Annotated in this window: 13 protein-coding genes; 7 read left to right on the top strand and 6 right to left on the bottom strand. The window is 40.1% G+C overall.

Annotated features, from left to right (window positions below):
- Nucleotides 1-7: 7 nt before the first annotated feature.
- Nucleotides 8-865, top strand: coding sequence for a ChaN family lipoprotein (locus tag BLW16_RS01440; RefSeq protein WP_090554443.1), 858 nt, complete (start codon nt 8-10; stop codon nt 863-865).
- Between the two features lie 193 nt (nt 866-1,058).
- Here the strand turns inward: BLW16_RS01440 and mscL are convergent, their stop codons facing one another.
- A complete protein-coding gene (mscL, locus tag BLW16_RS01445; RefSeq protein WP_090554445.1) occupies nt 1,059-1,508 on the bottom strand; it encodes a large conductance mechanosensitive channel protein MscL in 450 nt (149 codons plus the stop codon).
- A 291-nt stretch (nt 1,509-1,799) separates the two neighbouring features.
- On the opposite strand from mscL, the gene rpoN reads away from it, so the two are divergent.
- Complete coding sequence (rpoN, locus tag BLW16_RS01455) at nt 1,800-3,272, top strand: RNA polymerase factor sigma-54 (protein ID WP_090554448.1); 1,473 nt, start codon at nt 1,800-1,802, stop codon at nt 3,270-3,272.
- A 59-nt stretch (nt 3,273-3,331) separates the two neighbouring features.
- Here rpoN and BLW16_RS01460 read toward each other — a convergent pair whose 3' ends face one another.
- On the bottom strand, nt 3,332-3,796 hold the full coding sequence (locus BLW16_RS01460) for a response regulator (protein ID WP_090554450.1): 465 nt from the start codon (nt 3,794-3,796) through the stop codon (nt 3,332-3,334).
- A 404-nt stretch (nt 3,797-4,200) separates the two neighbouring features.
- Here BLW16_RS01460 and BLW16_RS01465 point away from each other — a divergent pair, with 404 nt between their 5' ends.
- The 3 genes from BLW16_RS01465 to BLW16_RS01475 all read left to right on the top strand — a co-directional run bounded on the left by BLW16_RS01465 (nt 4,201) and on the right by BLW16_RS01475 (nt 9,558).
- Entirely contained in the window at nt 4,201-5,010 is an 810-nt protein-coding gene (locus tag BLW16_RS01465; protein WP_090554452.1) for a hypothetical protein, read from the top strand.
- A 54-nt stretch (nt 5,011-5,064) separates the two neighbouring features.
- Nucleotides 5,065-7,359, top strand: a complete 2,295-nt coding sequence (locus tag BLW16_RS01470; RefSeq protein WP_090554454.1) for an Rv1355c family protein — start codon at nt 5,065-5,067, stop codon at nt 7,357-7,359.
- Nucleotides 7,360-7,455: 96 nt separating this feature from the next.
- Nucleotides 7,456-9,558 carry a sensor histidine kinase gene (locus tag BLW16_RS01475; RefSeq protein WP_245735099.1) on the top strand — a complete coding sequence of 701 codons (2,103 nt, stop codon included), beginning with the start codon at nt 7,456-7,458 and terminating at the stop codon, nt 9,556-9,558.
- A 40-nt stretch (nt 9,559-9,598) separates the two neighbouring features.
- Here BLW16_RS01475 and BLW16_RS01480 read toward each other — a convergent pair whose 3' ends face one another.
- Nucleotides 9,599-10,063 (bottom strand): response regulator, encoded by a 465-nt coding sequence (locus BLW16_RS01480; RefSeq protein WP_090554458.1) that lies wholly within the window; start codon nt 10,061-10,063, stop codon nt 9,599-9,601.
- A gap of 456 nt (nt 10,064-10,519) precedes the next feature.
- Between BLW16_RS01480 and BLW16_RS01485 the strand changes: the two genes are divergently transcribed.
- On the top strand, nt 10,520-11,599 hold the full coding sequence (locus BLW16_RS01485) for a hybrid sensor histidine kinase/response regulator (protein WP_090554460.1): 1,080 nt from the start codon (nt 10,520-10,522) through the stop codon (nt 11,597-11,599).
- Entirely contained in the window at nt 11,589-12,014 is a 426-nt protein-coding gene (locus BLW16_RS01490; RefSeq protein ID WP_090554462.1) for a response regulator, read from the top strand. The genes BLW16_RS01485 and BLW16_RS01490 overlap by 11 nt, the downstream gene beginning before the upstream one ends.
- On the opposite strand, the gene BLW16_RS01495 is transcribed toward BLW16_RS01490, so the two are convergent.
- The 3 genes from BLW16_RS01495 to BLW16_RS01505 form a co-directional block, all read right to left on the bottom strand.
- The gene (locus BLW16_RS01495) at nt 12,004-13,029 is read right to left on the bottom strand and encodes a class I fructose-bisphosphate aldolase (protein ID WP_090554464.1); all 1,026 of its coding nucleotides are present in this window, start codon (nt 13,027-13,029) and stop codon (nt 12,004-12,006) included. The genes BLW16_RS01490 and BLW16_RS01495 overlap by 11 nt on opposite strands.
- Before the next feature lie 103 nt (nt 13,030-13,132).
- A complete protein-coding gene (locus BLW16_RS01500; RefSeq protein ID WP_090554466.1) occupies nt 13,133-13,612 on the bottom strand; it encodes a peroxiredoxin family protein in 480 nt (159 codons plus the stop codon).
- 135 nt (nt 13,613-13,747) lie between these two features.
- Nucleotides 13,748-15,100 carry a RagB/SusD family nutrient uptake outer membrane protein gene (locus tag BLW16_RS01505; protein ID WP_090554467.1) on the bottom strand — a complete coding sequence of 451 codons (1,353 nt, stop codon included), beginning with the start codon at nt 15,098-15,100 and terminating at the stop codon, nt 13,748-13,750.
- Between the last annotated feature and the right edge of the window lie 3 nt (nt 15,101-15,103).

Below are 15,103 nucleotides of genomic sequence, written 5' to 3' on the forward strand. Positions count from 1 at the left end.
TCATATTATGAAAAGATACATCCTTCTTATTCTTCTGCTCCTTCCCTTTGCCCTGCCAGCGCAGCAGACCAGCCAGCCCTATCAGATATTCGAAACTAAAACTGGCAAAAATATCACCCTGGAAGAACTTGTTAAAAATTTAAAAAAAACAGATGTGCTGGTGTTTGGTGAAGAGCACAATGATTCTACCAGCCATTTGCTGGAAGCACAGATCCTGGAAAAGATGATTCAGCTGTACCCTTCCACAGCCTTGTCAATGGAGATGTTCAGTACAGATGTACAGCCGGTGATCAATGAATATCTTCTGGATATGATCTCTGAAAAGAATTTTATCAAAGAGGCAAAGGCCTGGAACAATTATAAGGATTACAGGCCGTTGATCGAACTGGCAAAAACTAACCATACAGACGTCATCGGTGCTAATGTGGCAACGCGGTACAGCAATGCGGTTTCTATGTCAGGACTGGACAAACTTAAAAATTTCCCGGAGGCTTCGAAATCATTCCTTCCTCCCCTTCCTGTTGACACTGCCACCGGAAGATATCATGAAAAATTCATAGAGACCCTTGGAGGGCATGACATGGGAGGCATGAAGATTTACCAGACCCAAAATCTTTGGGATGCTTCTATGGCCTGGTCTATCGCAAAGTATGCAAAATCGTATCCCGGTAAAAAGATCCTGCAGGTGAATGGCAGGTTCCACAGTGATGAGAAAACCGGGCTGATCGCACAGCTGAAAAAGTATGCACCTAAACTCTCCGTATCAAATATATCCTGCTTTTCGTCGGGCAGTGCAGATGCAAAGGAGCGGGATAAATATGCCGATCTTGGCGATTATGTGATTGTTACAGGGCAGGTGAACTGATCGCTGTTAGATTCGCAGCTGAGGTTTGAGGTCAGGCGGATTTCCTTATTCTGGCAGTAAGGGGGAATTCTTAATTGGAAAAAAAGGATCTGGTGTTTCAATGCTGACAGCATTGAAACACCAGATCCTTTTTTTCAGCGAAGCCAAATGATCTTTAAGCTCCCTGGATCAGAAATCCAGCCAGCGGTTTATATTATACTGTTTTGGTCTTCAGCAGATCTCTGATCTCTCCCAGCAATACTTCTTCTTTTGATGGTGCCGGAGCAGCCTTAGGCGCCTCTTCCTCTTTACGTTTCATTGAGTTTATAGCTTTTACCATCAGGAATATAATAAACGCCAGGATGATAAAGTTGATCACTTCTGTTGCGAAATTACCCCAGGCAAATACGGGACCGGCTTTCTTAGCATCCTCAAGGGAAGCATTCGGATTCGCGGCTACAAAATCCTGTACTTTTTGATTCAGTGGAATATAAAGGTTGGTAAACCCCTTGTCACCAATTAACAGACTGATAGGCGGCATGATCAGATCATTGACCATAGAAGTAACAATTTTCCCAAATGCCCCTCCGATAATTACCCCGACAGCGAGGTCTACTACATTGCCCTTTACAGCAAACTCTTTAAATTCTTTAATGAAACTCATAATGAAAAAATTTTATTTGTGTTCAATATCACTTAATAGTATAAACTTAAAGAAAGATATTAAGTTTAAAGCTATTCATTCCCAAAAGCTATACGCCGCATTTTGTACATCCTCCCAAATATTATACTATCTCTTTACCTCTATTATCAATAAAAATATAAACTTTATTATAAAAACAGTTGTTTTTACCGGAAAAATAGAGTCAATTACAATAATAGCTATAAGTGTATAGTTTATATCTAAACCAAATGCTTATTTTTGAAACGGGTCAAAATACCTTTTCTACACAACATGCTTAAACAACATTTACAACAAAAGTTACTTCAAAAATTATCCCCTCAGCAAATTCAATTTATCAAATTGCTGCAGGTCCCTACTGTTTCCCTAGATACCCGTATAAAAGAAGAATTAGAAGAAAATCCAGCGCTTGAAGACCCAAGCTTAATGATTGCTGAAGAGCCCAAAGGAGAATATGACGACCTTAATGATACTCCCGAAGATTTTGACGGAGGTTCAAAAGAAGAAAATATAGATGAATTTAATGTAGACGACTATTTACAGGATGACGGAGGGAATGATTACAGCACCTCCTATAATAACAATGACGATGACGACGAAAAAAAGGAAACACCAATAGCGATTGAGAGTACCTTTTTTGAAAGCCTTCAGGAACAATTAGACCTTGTACCACTGTCAGACCAGGATTTCATTATCGGTAAACAGATTATCGGAAGCCTGGATGATGACGGATACCTCAGAAGACCGGTTACCTCCATGATTGATGATCTTGCCTTTTCACAAAATGCAATGGTTGAGGAAGAAGATGTACTGGAGATGCTGAAAGTGATACAGAGCTTTGACCCTCCCGGAATCGCCGCCCGTGATCTCCAGGAATGTTTAACCCTGCAGCTTCGCCGGAAAGACCCGCTAAACCCGATCATACAAAAGGCCATTATGATAGTGGAGAACTATCTTGATGAATTTACCAGAAAACATTATGATAAACTGGAAAAATCACTGGGGCTAAACAGTGAAGACCTGAAAGAGATCATTGCCGAGATTCTTCGACTGAATCCAAAACCAGGTGATTCAAACCAGGTGACTACTAAACAGTTACAGGTTATACCCGACTTTCATATCTCTAACAATGATTCTGTCCTGATTCTTACGCTGAATTCAAAAAATGCGCCGGAGCTGAGAGTAAGCCGTTCTTACATTGATATGTTTGAGCATTATGATAAAGCCGCACAAAAAGATAAAAAATTAAAAGAAGCGGTACAATTTGTTAAACAAAAGCTTGATTCAGCGAAATGGTTTATTGATGCGATCAAACAGCGCCAGCAGACCTTGCTAAAAACAATGAATGCGATCATGCAATATCAGTACGAGTACCTGCTGACAGGAGATGAACGGAAAATGCGCCCGATGATCCTGAAAGATATTGCTGATAAGATTGACATGGATATTTCAACAGTATCAAGGGTAGCGAATTCAAAATATGTGCAGACCGAATTTGGCACTTTCCTGTTAAAATCATTTTTCTCCGAAGCCATTCAAACGGAGAGCGGCGAAGAAGTATCCAACAAAGAAGTGAAGAAAATCCTCGAAGACTGTATTGGTAATGAAGACAAACGTAAGCCTCTTGCCGATGAGAAACTGACAGAGATCCTGAAAGACCAGGGTTACAATATTGCCAGGCGAACTGTTGCCAAATACAGGGAGCAGATGAATATTCCGGTAGCCAGGCTAAGGAAAGAACTCTAGGTAACCGATCATAAACGATAACAGGAATGCAAATGGAGCTGAAAACCATTTGCATTTTTTTATAGCAGGTTCTGCCTCAGCAGGAATTGAAGCTGCTTATTCACGATCAGCAATGATTCGATCAGCTCCTTGTTCTCCTTTCTTAATGAATAGATCTCAAAGGCCTTCTCAATATTTATCCTCAGGTTATCGTCATTCCAGGGCTTCCGGATATACTTATAAACTTCACCCCTGTTAATTGCATCTATTACCGCTGTGATGTCCTCATACCCGGTTAATAAAATCCTTATAGGATCAGGATAATCAGGAATAACAGATTCTAAAAATTCTATACCTGTCATACCCGGCATACGCTGGTCGGCAATGATCACGTGGATATTCTCCTTCTCCAGGATCTTCATTCCCTGCTCTGCAGACTCGCCCGTGAAAATATTGAATTTCATTCTAAAGCTTGCTTTAAAGGCGTTCAGATTATAAACTTCATCATCTATATAAAGAACATTAATTGAAATGTCGGAATTCATTAGTTTATACTTGGATTTTTTTTAAATATATTGCTTTTATAAGTTCTAAAAAATTAATTTCAGATAAAACCTGACGGAGTAGCCTGTAAAAATTCAGGATTACATATTTAATGTAAATTAATACTTCCAATGTGTACCACAGGTAATCAGCAGCCCTATTCCAAAAATTAATTCATCATTATATAATATCACTCTTAATTTGATACTATTTTTTATAGTATATTTAAAAATTTAGAAGATCACCTTTTGTAAACATTATAATTAACTGATTACCAAAATAAAAAATTTGGTTTTGCACCTATAATACAGCTAACTTTAATTTATAAATCACGAAATGAACCGGTTGAGATCCAGCAGTAATATTCAAAAATTCATAATGTTATCATCTATTCAACGCTTATAAAATGGACGATGGTTTAAACAAAACAAATCCTGAGGTAAGACTGAGAGCCTTTAGAGCAATTGACGACCCAGAAACCTGCGCTCTTTTTGTTGAAGGACATACACATGTTTTAACAAGTATTGGTGTTACCAAAGTCACGTCTTCAAAAAATGGATGGACAACCAACCCCGCAGCTTTTGTAATCGTTGTTGAGTCCCTCGACGGGAAAAAAGTTTATGGAGGCGCGCGTGTGCATGTTGCCGGAGGATCCGAACCACTCCCTATTGAAGCGGCCACAGGTAATATGGACTCTGGCATATTTGACCTGGTTTGGAAACATGCACAATTTGGTACAGGAGAATTATGCGGTTTATGGAATTCACGTGAAATTGCCGGTTATGGAATTGGATCTATATTCCTGATCCGTGCCGCTGCGGCTATTTCCTTCCAGATCGGCATAGAGTCTCTTTTTGCTCTCTGTGCACCTTATACTATCCCCCCGGGAATTGCGGTAGGAATGGAGATAGAAAAAAGCATCGGTAACGACGGTACATTCTACTATCCAAAACTGGATCTTGTAGCCACAACAATGATATTAAAAGACGTCCCTGTGCTGAGCAAGGCTTATGAAGAAGATAAGAATGCAATCTTAAAGATCCGTGAAAACTTAAACATTACACGCCTGGAAATACTACGAAGGAAGGAAATTACTATTCGTTACGAAATCAAGATACCCAACCTCGATCAGTGGGATTTGAATGCTACCATTTCACAGGCGCATAAAACCTTTTTAAAGACTAAAATCAACGAAAATGAAATAGATATCCTTTGACAGGTTCCCAATTTCCTATCACATATCCTTCAATTAATAATTTTATCAACCACAATGTTAAAAGAAAAGCTTCTTTCATTCTCTGAAGAGAACAAACTCACTTATAACCCTTCCTTTTTTAGAATATATAACTCTGCAGAGAAAGCGGCTCTTGAAAATCTTCTGTCCGAGGGAAAGGTATCATTTGTCCATGATGAGATCTATAGCCAGTTGCAGGAGCTGATTAAGAGTCAGAATCCTTCAGTAAGAATAAAAAATGACGAATATAGGGAAAGGATCGCCAATCATTTAAACAGGCAGGAAATAGAAGAATATGGCGTATGGGTCTATTATCCATGGAGCCGGAGACTCGTCCATTTATTAGATGAGGAGGAGTTCGTTCCTGTTCGGACGAACAGGAATCAGTTTAAGATCACCAAACAGGAACAAGAGCTGTTAAAGGGGAAGAAAATTGGTATAGTTGGGCTTTCTGTAGGCCAGTCTATTGCTTTAACAATAGCGATGGAACGCATCTGCGGGGAATTGAGACTGGCTGATTTTGATGTAGCAGAATTAAGTAATCTTAACCGCCTGCGGACGGGTCTGCATAACATGGGAACAAATAAAACCATCATTGCTGCCAGGGAAATCATGGAAATTGACCCTTTTATTAAAATAAAACTATTTCATGAAGGTCTGCATAAACAAAACATGGATGAATTTTTCAGCCACGATGGTAAACTGGATCTGTTTATTGAAGTTTGCGATGGCATAGATATCAAAATAGAGAGCCGTTTTAAAGCGCGCGAGCTGAATATCCCGGTAGTCATGGATACCAATGACCGCGGCATGCTGGATGTAGAAAGGTTTGATCTGGAACCTGACCGTCCCATATTGCACGGCCTGGCAGACGGGCTTGATCCAAGTAATATTAAAGACCTGTCAAACGAAGACAAAATACCATATATTCTTAAGATGGTAGGTGCTGAGACCATCTCAACAAGGCTTAAGGCCTCTATGATGGAAGTAGAACAATCTATCAATACATGGCCGCAACTGGCTTCATCAGTAGTACTGGGAGGAGCGCTTACTACCGATGTATGCAGACGTATTTTACTTGATCAGTTCCATGAATCAGGAAGATATTATGTAGATATGGATGAGCTGGTGAAGGACAAAGACGGCGGGGAAACTTCACAATTTCCTGAATCATACATTAGCCCTCCCGAATTATCGGCTGAAGAAATGCTGCAGGCACTGAAAGACTTTGATACGGCCTCAGAACCGGTAATTTTGGCCAATGACAAAATAACAGAGATCGTAAAAGCCGCTATGATGGCCCCCTCAGGCGGTAATGCCCAACCATGGAAATTTGTTTATACCGATAAAGGGTTATTCATATTTCATGATGTTCATTTCTCTTGGTCACTGCTAGATTTTAATCACCTCGGCTCTTATGTTGCGATAGGTGCTGCAGTTGAAAACATCATGATTAAAGCCGCTGCTATGGGATTAAACGTATCTAATAACTTCCTTCCTGTAACAAACAACAGCAAAATAGTCGCCCATCTCAGATTTAGCCATACGGAAAGCCCTGATCTTAAAAAACATCTCGAACGGGGACTTGAAATCCGTGTAACCAACAGGAGTTTGTCAGTAAGGGAAACATTACCGAGAGATTTTTACAACAAGATCCAGTCCGCAGTCCGGTCATATAAAGGCGCTGAACTGCTGATTATTGAAGAGGATTCGACGATGAAGAAATTAGGTGAGCTGCTTGCCAAAGCAGAAATGCTTAGGATTATACATCCCCGGGGACATTATGATACCTTTACAAATGAGTTAAGATGGACACCCGAAGAAATAAACGGAAAAAGAGACGGACTTGACGTCTATACTTTAGGCGCAAGCAATTCTGAACTAGCCGCATTAAAAATTGCGGGAGATACCAAAGCAATAACATTTTTAAGACAGATTAAGGGTGGCAATGCTTTTACCAGATCAGTAAATAAATCCGTCGCATCTTCATCGGCCCTTGGAATTGTAATGATGCCGGAATATTCAGAGCTAGACTTTCTGCAGGGTGGCAGTGTTGTAGAGCGAATTTGGATAGAGGCAAACCTGGCAGGTGTATCTTTCCAGCCAATTTCACAGTTGGTATTCATGCTGGCCAGATTAAACCATGGAGAAGAAGAAACTGATGAATTGTATAACGAAGAAGTCAGGAAACTTGGTGAAGAATTACATGCATTGATACCAAAACTGCTCCATGCACAACCTGTATTTATATTCAGGTTGTCTAAAGCCGGGGAACCTGCACTCAGATCATTGAGAAGATCTGTAGAATCTTCTTTTATTTACCATGTTTAACAATTATTAACCTTTCAAAAAGATCCGATCACCAGCATGAACATACATACCAGTTGTAAGACATTTTTGCTATCATTTTTAATTCTGCTCATTACTATGAATGCGCGGGCACAAGTTATTTATAACGGCAGCAAGGGTATTGTCAGCATAGGAAATAAAATTGAATACTACATTGATTCATCAGGAACAAAGACTTTACAGCATCTGCAGCGGCAACAGGATTTCATCAGATCAACAGCAAGTGTTCCTGATTTCGGATTAATGAAAATCCCTGTCTGGCTAAAAATTACGATCAATAATCTAAGTAAGACAGACAATCTGATGCTTGAGTTTGATCAGTCTCTTTTGCTGGATATAAAGTTCTACCGCAATAAGAATGGAAAATGGAAGCTGAATCAAAGCGGGGAGCTGTATCCCTTTAATTCGAGATCAAACAACTACCATAAATTCATTTATAATCTGAAGATACCTATAGACTCTACTGTTACTTATTACGTCCGTATAAGATCCACGCATGAAATGCAGATGCCTATTTTTCTCGGGGACAGGACACATATGGAAGACAGTAATCTGACTAAAAATATTTTCTTCGGAATCTTTTTCGGGATCATCCTGGTAATGTTCTTTTACAACCTGTTTATATATTTCTCTGTCAAAGATCCTATCTATTTATATTATGTAATCTACATCTTCATCGTCGGTATAGCACAATCTACCATAGAAGGATATTGCTTTCATTACGTTTGGCCAGACAATACCTTTTTAGCTACCAGGTCCTTCTTCTTCCTTACTGCACTGGTGAATATCAGCGGATTGGAATTCACAAGAAAGTTCCTGCAAACATCCAAGTTTATTCCAAAACTGGATAAAATCGCCTATATTTTATATGCCGTATATGCGGTTGTCATGGTGCTCACTTTTAATGGAAATTTCTATATTTCCTATCAGATCCTCCAAGCTTTTGCGGGTATTGTGTCACTTTATATGTTAACCATTGCCATTACTATTGCAGGTACAGGATACAGGCCGGCTAAATTTTTTCTTATTGCGTGGATGCCCCTGATCGCCGGAATTATCATCTGGATCCTTAAGGACTATAATGTATTGTCATACAATGTTTTCACCAATTACAGTATCACTTTTGGTTCGGCATTGGAAGTAATTCTTCTCTCATTCGCACTCGCTGATAAAATAAACATTTTTAAAGCAGAGAAAGAAAGATCACAGGAAGAGACCTTAAGGGCGTTGCAGGAAAATGAAAGGATCATCCGTGAACAAAATGTAGTGCTCGAATTGAAGGTAAAAGAACGTACCCTCGAATTGAGCGAGTCTAACAGGGAACTGGGCAAAACACTTGAAGACCTGAAGCAGGCACAGTCCCAATTGGTAGAATCCGAAAAAATGGCTTCCCTGGGTCAGCTGACAGCCGGCATAGCACATGAGATCAACAATCCGATAAATTTTGTTACTGCAAACGTTAAGCCTTTAAAGAGGGATATTGAAATGATGTTTGACGCCTTCGCCTTCATCGAAAATATTGGTCTTTCTGACGCATCACCTGCAGAGAAACAAAACCAGATCACAGCCTATAAAGAAGAACAGGATTTTGACTACCTGATTGTCGAGATCAATGACTTGTTAAATGGAATTAAAGAAGGTGCGGGCAGAACTGCCGAGATCGTAAAAGGACTGAAAATCTTCTCCAGACTGGATGAGGATGATTTAAAACTCGCCGACCTGAATGAAGGACTGGACTCCACTTTAGTGATTACAAACAATCTGCTTAACAATAACATAAAGATCGTTAGAGAGTACGGCGAGATCCCTCCTATAGAGTGTTATGCGGGAAAACTAAACCAGGTGTTCCTGAATATTATCTCAAACGGCGTGTACGCTGTACATAAACATTATGGAGAAGAGGTAGGCGGAGAGATTGTCATTACCACTAGTTATGATGAAGAGTTTGTATACATCAGGATAAAAGATAACGGAATTGGAATGGATGAAAAAACACAAAAAAAGATCTTCGAACCATTCTTTACCACCAAAGATGTTGGAGAGGGGACAGGATTAGGCATGTCAATTGCCTATAATACAATCAAGAAACATAATGGGCAAATACACTTCAACAGTATCCCTGGAGAAGGGACAACGTTTACCTTAAAACTGCCAATAATATTTAAAGTAATGGCAATTTAGAGCATTCATGCCTACGTATACGGAATGGATCAACTATATCTCAGGAAAGGAGCCTTTGTCTGAGCATGAATTCCAGCTGGTCATTAGATCCGGCTAGTTTCTCATTCATCTCTTTTAACTGTGCTCTTTCAAGATACTTCTCGTAAGCGCGGTTAATGGTCATGTCCAGTTCTTCCTCATTCCATGGCTTAGCCAGGTAGTGGAATATTTTTCCTTTGTTTACGGCATCAACAACCGCATTCATGTCAGCATATCCCGTCAGAAGTATTCTCATCGGGTCAGGATATTCTTCCAGTACCTTTTCCAGAAAGTCAACGCCGGTCATTCCAGGCATGCGCTGATCGGTAATAATCACGTGAACCTTTTTTGTTGCCAGAATCTTCAATGCCTCTTCGCCACTGATGGCTACCAGTACCTGGTATTTGATTCGGAATGTAGCTTTGAATGAAAATAAGTTGTTTTCTTCATCATCTACATAAAGAATTGTTATTTTATCTGCTGCCATATTTGTATAATTTACAATAAATCATTTTATAGAAAAAATTTCCATCTAATTTATTAATGGCCACTGAGATCTCCATTACTGACAGGAACAATTGCAATTGACCAAAACAGCTGCTAAAATTAAAAAAGCAGTTCGTTTTAAACCAGCTAATATTAATATAAAAATAATAGCAAAATTACGCATTTTTAGCAATCACTGTACATATCGAAGTTTTTTATTTTAATATCTCCGTCATTTTTTATATACATCAGTAAAATGTGCTATCAAATCAACCATTGATTCAAAATATATCCATCAAAGAAAATATTTCAATATAACTTAGCTGATATGCCTCTGAACGTATTTATTTGAATACAATACCCGCGCCTGAAAACATAAAAGCCTAGCCTATGTTGTTATAAAAGTAAATCAAGGTAAAGAATTTATTATTACCTTGCCTGTAAACACACTGATAATATGACTCGCTCACCTGTTAAAGTTTTATATATTGATGATGAAGAAAACAATCTTCTCGCATTTAAAGCAAGTTTTAGGAGACAATATGAAATTTACACCGCAAATTCTGCCGCAGAAGGCCTAAAAGTGTTGGAGAACCTGCAGGTAGAAGTCATTATTGCCGATCAAAAAATGCCGCTGACAACAGGTGTAGAATTTTTCAAGAGCATTTCAGACACTTATCCCGATCCGGTACGGATACTGCTTACAGGTTATACCGACATCTCTGCACTGGCCGATGCCATTAATCACGGAGACATTTACCGGTATATTACCAAGCCATGGAACGATCTTGAACTGCATAACTCCATTAAAAATGCACATGATGCCTATCGCGCAAAGATCGATCTGCGGAATAAGGTTAAGGAACTGGAAAAAACTAATGACGAACTAAACAGGTTTATCTATAGCATCTCCCACGAACTCCGTGCCCCTCTCGTTTCAGTAATAGGTATTGTGAACCTCGTAAAAATGGAAGGCCTTTACCATTCCAGCGGGGAATACTGGGAACTGATCGAGTCCTGTTCCAATAAACTCGATTACTATATTCAAAAAACACTGCAATACTATAAAAACAATAAAAATCTTTCAGACAGATCGGATATCAACTTTAAAAAACTGGTAGATGAAATTATCGACCTGTATTCCTATACTGACAGGGATACACAATTCAATCTCAATATCAACCAGCCGCACCCGTTTATCGGTGATGCATTCCGGCTGGAGGTCATCCTTGGAAACCTGATCTCCAATGCAATAAAATATCAGAAAGACACTGAGGTTCATAAAATTGTTGACATCAATATTGATGTCAATCTCTATTCTGCTGAAATCTCTATTACGGACAATGGACTGGGTATTCTAAACGAACATCTTGAAAAAATATTTACCCAATTTTTTAAAACCAAGAACAATAAAGGTAGCGGACTCGGTCTGTTTATCGTGAAGGAAGCTTTAAACAAGATTAATGGAAAAATATCTGTCAAATCGTCTTTGAATCAAGGTACGACATTCAAAATAACAATTCCAAATGCTAATTAATATAGAAAGGCCTGTTAAGGTTATGCTTATTGATGACAATATTATTGATCTGAAGATTAACTCTAAAATCATTCAGATATCTAAATTATTTGACGAGATTATTCAATGCCAGTCAGCCGAAGAAGCGATCAGTTATTTCACGATCCATTCCAAGGAGCTGGATAAGTTGCCAAACCTTATTCTTCTGGACATTCAAATGCCGGAGATGGACGGTTTCGAATTTCTGGATAGTTATAAGCTCCTGCCTGACGAATGGAGGACCAGATGCCAGGTTGTAATGCTTTCATCTACGCTGGATTTTGGAGATATTCGTAAAGCAGAAGCTAATCCTTATGTACTAAAATTATTAAAGAAGCCGCTCATTCCAACAGAGCTGGCTGCTGTCTTCAGAGCAAACTTTACGATTACAGCGTAATATCGGTACTGATAAATTCCCCTTTTCCCGCCGCTTTGTTTGCTTTTCCCAACTCCAGGAATGAAGCCTGTGCAGCTTTTACATTTTCATCTTTTCCTGCCCATATTTCAAGTGCAGGCTGATGTAAAGCCCGGGAGAAGGAATAGGTAACAGGCCATGGCAATTCAGTTTTATATTTCAGGTTCATGGCATTCAGGTTTGCAGAGGCAGACTCAGGGTCTTGTCCGCCGGAAAGAAAAGCAATGCCTGCAACAGCTGCCGGAACGGCATTCAGCAAACATTCAACGGTGAGCGTGGCAACCTCATCAGCACTGGCTTTTTCTTTGACATCTTTACCCGGCAAAACCATATTGGGTTTTAAAATCAGTCCTCTCAATTCTACATTTAGCAGATGGAGCTGCTGAAATAATTCACGCAAGGCCCATTCGGTAACTTCAGCGCAACGTTCAATACGATGTGCACCATCCATGATCACTTCAGGTTCAACTACAGGCACAATACCTGCCTGCTGACAAGCCGCAGCATAACGTGCCAGTGCATGTGCATTACTTGCGATGCAGGCTGCTGTAGGCAGCTGACCATCAATCTGGATCACCGCCCGCCATTTTGCAAAACGCAGCCCCAATTTACTATACGCGGCCAAACGTTCAACAAGGTCATCCAGGCCTTTTGTGACCTTTTCACCGGGAGACAAAGGAAGGTCTTCAACTCCTTCATCCAGTTTGATACCCGGGATAACTCCTGCTTTATTCAGCGCATCGAGAAATGGAATTCCTGAAAGGGTCTGCTGATGTACAGTTTCATCAAACAGGATGGCTCCGTTGATGTACTCACCTATTCCGGGAGTAGTGATCAGCACCTCACGGTAAGCTCTGCGGTAACCCTCGGTCTGGGGAATACCAGCCGCCTCAAAACGTTTGTTGAGCGTGGCTATACTTTCGTCTATGGCCACTAAACCTTTATTGTCTGCTACCATGGCTTTTGCAGTCATGATCAGTTGATCTCTATTTTCCATTTCAATTCATGATATATACAGAACTAACATTCCTGTAAAAAGAATTGTTCAGCGTAATCAATATCTATACACTGGTATGACTATCAAAAAAATTGAAAATAAACTAAGATTTAACCAGCTGAAAGATCTTCGCAACATCCTTCTCATCACTTGAGGTAAACTTCAGTTTTTTGTCGGCACCATACAGGAACATTGCAGGGTATTGTTTAGGATGAAAAGACATGATAAATACATGATCACGGTCCTGCAGTACCTTCACATTTTTTTGTACAGCAAGTTGTTTTGCAAAGGTATTGGTAAAATAGTCTATAGAACGGTATTCATCCTGAGAAATCAGGTAAATGTTAACATTTGCCAATTCCCTGTAACGTTTATTGAATGCTGAAACTACTTTCTGGCAATGGCCACATGTGGCATCAAAGAAAAATACGAAGGCTTTTTTTCCGGTCGGGATGTTGTAGGTAGAAAACTGCGAATTATTCCTGTTGTAGAAGATTGCGTTAGGTACGGTAACGCCAAGATCCTGGGCTGCTGCACCAAAAGAAAGAGAGATCAACGTTAAGCAGATGAATATTAGTTTCATAGTGTTTTTTATTCAGATATTTTTTTCAAATATCGCTTTCGTCTATCAGTGTTATGTCAGCCAAATTACAGTTTTGTGTAAAAAAATACAAAGGCTTCACCAGTTGGGAAGCCTGTATTGTACAGGATATTAAAATCAGTAACCGGGATTCTGCGCTACTTTGCCGCCTGAGTTGATCACTTCAGATTGAGGTATAGGGAAAAGATTACGGAATGTTTGTGTTAAACCCGTTGTATTGTAACGGCGCAGGTCGAAGAAACGCTGCCCTTCATGAGCAAGTTCCAGTCTGCGTTCCTTTCTGATGGCTGTTAACAGATCAGCCTGGCTGGCAGCTGCCGAAGCAACCAGTCCTGCCCGTAAACGGATCACGTTTAAGTCGGCCAGGGCTCCTGAAAAATCGTTCAGCATAGCCCTTGATTCCGCACGGGTTAAATATACTTCGGATAAACGCATCATCATCACATTATCTACACCAGGGTTCACCTGTGAATATTTGAGTTGTTTTGATGCCGGAGTTGTGCTGAAGTTCACATTTTTTCTCAGGTCTCCGGTTTCGAATGCATCACGCAAATTAGTGGATGATGAGACCTCATTTCTTCCGCCCGAACCGGTTGGATAATAGTAGAAAGCCAAATTGTTGGCATCCGTTGCGTTATATTGAAGTTCCCAAATGGATTCACTTGAGTTTTTACCGGTATAGATCGTACCATATGAAGCTCCGGGAACCAGTGCATAGGCTGGAGATGTACCCTCGATTACTGTTGTTGCCAATGCTTCTGCTTCAATCCATTGTTGTCTGTATAACTGAACCCTTGCTTTCAAAGCAGCGGCCACATTTTTGTTTACTCTTCCGGTAGAAATCGTGTTGGGTAACTTTGCAATAGCATCATCCAGATCTGCCAGGATCTGGGTAAATACCTCAGCTTCTGAAGCTCTTGGAATCTTCGCATTTGCCGTTTCAGTTCCTATTGTTGGGACCAATCTTAAAGGAACTCCAAGACCATCAGTCTGATTGTAGCCAGCCGGCCCTCCGCCAAACATCCTGATCAGGTCAAAATAGGCCACTGCCCTGATGGTTTTGCACTCACCTATTGCACTGTCCTTCAGGAAGGCCGGGTCAGAAATAGCAGGCGCGGCCGCGATAATATTATTTGCCCTGTTGATCGTTCCGTAGATATGGTTCCAGATCGTATTGATATCGGTATTATCCGCCTGGATAGTTTTATTGAATACCTGGGACCAGGTAGGAAATGTACCTGTCCAGGTTAAATTATCAGCATACAGATCAGGAAATATCAAATAACTCAACGTCATGTATCCGGTTTGCTGTAAGCCATCATACGCACCGATGATGCCAGCTTCTATTCCCTGTCTTGTAGTAAATGCGGTTCCCGCATCCAATGCTGCCTGAGGCTGCTGATCAAGTGTTTTTTTGCAGGAAGTCCCGAATAGTAATACCGGTAGCAGTAGATATAGTAATTTCTTCATTTT

Origin of the sequence: Pedobacter hartonius, from assembly GCF_900107535.1 — a bacterium.
In the GTDB taxonomy this organism is placed as follows: Bacteria; Bacteroidota; Bacteroidia; order Sphingobacteriales; family Sphingobacteriaceae; genus Pedobacter; species Pedobacter hartonius.